The organism is Pseudochrobactrum sp. AO18b (assembly GCF_000409565.1).
Taxonomy (GTDB): Bacteria; Pseudomonadota; Alphaproteobacteria; order Rhizobiales; family Rhizobiaceae; genus Pseudochrobactrum; species Pseudochrobactrum saccharolyticum.
The window spans coordinates 1-4,943 of record NZ_ANNO01000250.1 but is presented as its reverse complement, the minus strand read 5'-3'; the positions used below and the strand labels follow the sequence as shown (position 1 = coordinate 4,943).

2 protein-coding genes are annotated in these 4,943 nt (G+C 52.9%); one reads left to right on the top strand and one right to left on the bottom strand.

Annotated elements, in window-relative coordinates:
* Positions 1-279: 279 nt before the first annotated feature.
* Positions 280-1,191, bottom strand: coding sequence for a neutral zinc metallopeptidase (locus tag A918_RS0110250; protein WP_022710974.1), 912 nt, complete (start codon positions 1,189-1,191; stop codon positions 280-282).
* A gap of 322 nt (positions 1,192-1,513) precedes the next feature.
* Here A918_RS0110250 and carB point away from each other — a divergent pair.
* On the top strand, positions 1,514-4,943 hold a 3,430-nt coding region (gene carB / locus A918_RS0110245; RefSeq protein ID WP_022710973.1), incomplete at its 3' end, for a carbamoyl-phosphate synthase large subunit.

The window sequence follows — 4,943 nt, the reverse complement described above, 5'->3', positions numbered from 1 at the left end:
CGGTGATTTTCACCGGCCTTTTTCTATACTCGTAGTTTGATTTTTCTATCAAACGCGACGTTGTATCCAAGATGATGACGTGGCGAAAATGATGTTTATCGAGAACCGGAGCGGAGCGTACCCTGCATAATCCTTTCATCGGCTGATGAAAGATAAGATTATGCAGCCTTAAAGATCACGGCAACCTTTGCACGTCCTATTGGACGTGCGGTGCCGTGTGTACGTGAGTACCGGAAGTTGAGATAAACACCATTTGCAGACCGTCAGCACCCGAATATATTAAATGGGGTTGTTGAAAGTATCACAGGCATCAACCCGTCCCGTATCGAAGCCGCGCTTGAACCATTTGGCACGCTGTTCAGAGGTACCGTGATTGAAGCTTTCCGGCACGACATAGCCCTGCGAACGCTTCTGCAAAGTATCGTCACCGATCTGATGGGCGGCGTTCAGAGCTTCTTCGAGATCACCCTGCTCCAGCAGGCCTTTCTGCTCGGTGAATTTACCCCAGACACCGGCAAAGCAATCGGCCTGCAATTCCACGCGCACGGACATGGCATTGGACTGCGCTTCACTCATGCTTTGGCGCATCTGGTTAAATTTCGGCAGAATACCGAGCAGGTTCTGCACATGATGACCAACTTCATGCGACAGCACATAGGCATGGGCAAAATCACCGGAAGCGCCGAAACGCTTGTCCAGTTCACGGTAGAAACTCAGATCGATATAAACTTTCTGGTCGCCCGGGCAATAGAAAGGTCCCGAGGCAGCAGAAGCAAAACCGCAGGCGGATCTTACCTGACCGTCAAACAGCACCAGAACCGGCTTTTTATAGGTCTGACCGGCAGACTGGAAAATACCGCTCCAGACTTCTTCTGTTTCCTTCAAGACAACACGACTGAAACTGGCCGCTTCATCATCGGCGCGCGGGGTGGAGGAACCAATATTAGAAGAACCGCCGGATGTCTGTGTGCTCTGGATGGAGCCGTCACCGAACAGGATAGGCAGCGGATTAATACCGGCCATCCATAAAACAAGTGCCATAACACCCAGAATAAGAATGCCGGAAAGCCCGCCGCCGCGCACAACACGGAAACCCGGCCCGCCGAGTCCGCCACCGCCTCTCAGACCACCTCCGCCATTCCCACGGCGATCCTCAACATTGTCACTCTCTTCGCGACCTTGCCAGCGCATCAGCGCTCTCCTTATTTTACATAATTCTTTGGCAGCTATAATAAAACGGAAATGCTCTGCCCGCTACTCTGCCCGCGGTCTATTTAGCAAAGATAAAACACAGGACATTTCAAAACAGGCTGACAACCGGTCAAATTTCAATAAGAATTGTTATAAACGCATATTTTCTCCCAAATAACGTATTTAAGGGGTTACTTTCCGCAAATTGATTACCTATAAGACACGCTTAGCCCAGACGCATCATATAGCCTCTGAACCCGACGGTCATACCGTTCGGGCTTTTGTCGCAGAGCCGAATAAGCGCTAAACACAGGATGAGACCATGCCAAAACGCACAGACATCAAATCGATTCTGATTATCGGAGCGGGACCAATTGTTATCGGTCAGGCATGTGAATTTGACTATTCAGGCACACAGGCCTGTAAAGCCCTGAAAGAAGAAGGGTACCGGATCATTCTGGTGAATTCCAATCCGGCCACGATCATGACAGATCCTGATCTGGCGGATGCTACATATATTGAGCCGATCACACCGGAAGTTGTTGCCAAGATCATCGCCAAAGAGCGCCCTGATGCGCTGCTGCCAACCATGGGCGGCCAGACTGCGCTAAACACCGCGCTGTCGCTAAAGCGCATGGGCGTGCTTGACCGCTACAATGTGGAAATGATCGGCGCCGACGCCAAAGCCATTGATAAAGCCGAAGACCGCGCATTGTTCCGCGAAGCCATGGCTAAAATCGGCCTTGAAACTCCAAAGTCCATGCTGGCCAATGCCACGGACGTTAAAGACGAAGACCGCAAAGCCCATAAGATCAAACGCGAAGAGCTGAAAGCCAAGCTCTCCGGCGACGATCTCGACAAAGCACTCGACAAGCTGGAAACCGAATGGCAGCTCGGCGAAACCGACCGCAAGCAGCGCTACATGACCCACGCTATGGGTCTGGCAGCACAGGCGCTCGATCATGTTGGTCTGCCTGCCATTATCCGCCCGAGCTTTACACTCGGCGGCACCGGCGGCGGTATTGCCTATAACCGCTCGGAATTCTTTGAAATCGTAGAAGGCGGTCTCGATGCATCGCCAACCACCGAAGTGCTGATTGAAGAATCCGTGCTCGGCTGGAAAGAATATGAAATGGAAGTTGTACGCGACAAAGCGGACAACTGCATTATCATCTGCTCGATCGAAAATATCGACCCGATGGGCGTTCACACCGGTGACAGTATCACTGTTGCCCCTGCTCTGACGCTGACTGATAAAGAATATCAGATCATGCGCGATGCCTCGATAGCAGTGCTGCGTGAAATCGGCGTTGAAACCGGCGGCTCAAACGTACAGTTCGCGGTTAATCCTGAAAACGGTCGTCTGATCGTTATTGAAATGAACCCGCGCGTGTCCCGCTCGTCAGCGCTGGCATCCAAAGCAACCGGCTTCCCAATTGCTAAAGTCGCCGCCAAACTGGCTGTCGGCTACACCATGGACGAGCTGGAAAACGATATTACCGGCGGTGCAACACCTGCTTCGTTTGAACCAAGCATTGACTATGTTGTCACGAAAATCCCGCGCTTTGCTTTCGAGAAATTCCCGGGTGCCAATAATGTTCTGACCACCGCGATGAAATCGGTCGGTGAAGTGATGGCTATCGGCCGTACCTTCCAGGAAAGCCTGCAGAAAGCTCTGCGCGGTCTGGAAACAGGCCTGACCGGTCTTGATGAAATCGCAATCCCGAATATTGAAGACGGCGATGAAAAAGGCGCAATCCGCGCAGCTATCGGCACACCGACACCGGATCGTCTGCGTATGGTTGCACAGGCCATGCGCCTCGGCATGCCGCTTGATGAAATTCATGCAGCCTGCAAGATCGATCCTTGGTTCCTTGAACAGATGGCCGAGATCGTTGCGACTGAAGATCGTGTCCGTGAACACGGTCTGCCGCAGGATGCGGAAAATATGCGCTATCTGAAAGCCATGGGCTTCTCAGACAGCCGCCTTGCAAGCCTGATCCGCAAAGATGCCAAGGATGTTGCCAAACATCGTGCAGAACTGAGCGTGCATCCGATTTTCAAGCGCATTGATACCTGCGCTGCGGAATTCTCTTCGCCAACCGCTTATATGTATTCGACCTATGAAACGCCGTTTGCAGGTGTTGAAGCCTGTGAAGCGGATGTATCCGAGCGCAAAAAAGTTGTGATCCTCGGCGGCGGTCCTAACCGTATCGGTCAGGGTATCGAGTTTGACTATTGCTGCTGCCATGCGGCTTTCGCGCTGAGCGATGCCGGTTATGAAGCGATCATGATCAACTGTAATCCGGAAACGGTTTCCACGGACTATGACACGTCAGACCGTCTGTATTTCGAACCGCTGACCGATGAAGATGTGATCGAAATTCTGCGCAAAGAGCAGGAAAAAGGCACTCTGCACGGCGTGATCGTACAGTTCGGCGGTCAGACCCCGCTGAAACTCGCCAATGCACTGGAAAAAGCCAATATTCCGATCCTCGGCACCTCACCGGATGCGATCGATCTGGCGGAAGACCGTGACCGCTTCCAGAAGCTGCTGATCAAGCTCGGCCTCAACCAGCCGAAAAACGGCATTGCCTATTCCGTTGAACAGGCTCGCCTGATCGCTGCTGACCTCGGCTTCCCGCTGGTGGTTCGCCCGTCTTATGTTCTGGGTGGCCGCGCCATGCAGATCATTCATGATGAGCGTATGCTGCAAAAATATCTGCTGGAAACCGTGCCTGAACTGGTGACCGAAGATATTAAAGCCAAATATCCGAATGATAAAACCGGCCAGATCAACACCCTGCTGGGCAAAAACCCGCTGCTGTTTGATACCTATCTGACCGATGCTATCGAAGTGGATGTGGACTGCCTCTGCGACGGCAAAGACGCTTATGTTGCCGGTATCATGGAACATATTGAAGAAGCCGGTATTCACTCCGGTGACTCAGCCTGCTCCCTGCCGGTTCACACTCTGAGCGATGAAATCGTTGCTGAACTTGAACGCCAGACCATTGCCATGGCCAAAGCGCTCAATGTCGGCGGTCTGATGAATGTGCAATATGCAATCAAAGACAATGTAGTCTATGTGCTTGAGGTCAATCCGCGTGCATCGCGTACCGTGCCTTTCGTGGCTAAAACCAACGGCACACCGATTGCCAAGGTTGCAGCACGCATTATGGCCGGTGAAAGCCTCGAACAGGCACTAGCTGCCTATGGCGGCAAGCCTGATGTGAAAGCACAGCGCCACATCGCCGTGAAGGAAGCCGTGTTCCCGTTCGCCCGCTTCCCGGGTGTGGACACCCTGCTCGGACCTGAAATGCGCTCGACCGGTGAAGTCATGGGTCTCGATTATGACTATGCTCTGGCCTTTGCAAAATCACAGCTCGGCGCAGGCGTTGATCTGCCACGCGACGGTACAGTATTTGTCTCCGTCCGCGATGAAGACAAAGCACGCATCGTAGCGCCTGTTAAGCGTCTGGCAGACCTCGGCTTTAAAGTTCTGGCAACCGGCGGCACACAGCGCTATCTGGCTGAACAGGGCATCGAAGCCACCAAGGTCAACAAGGTTCTGGAAGGCCGTCCGCATATTGAAGACGCCATCCGTAACCGTCAGGTGCATATTGTCTTCAACACTACAGACAGTGTCAGCGCGGTTTCCGACAGCAAGTCGATCCGCCGTGCGACCCTGATGCACAAACTGCCATATTACACCACACTGGCTGGTGCAGAGGCGGGTTCTGAAGCGATTG

Bases quoted from the DNA above. Each gene is read 5' to 3' on its own strand.
- A918_RS0110250 (WP_022710974.1), bottom strand. From the start codon at position 1,191: ATGCGCTGGCAAGGTCGCGAAGAGAGTGACAATGTTGAGGATCGCCGT.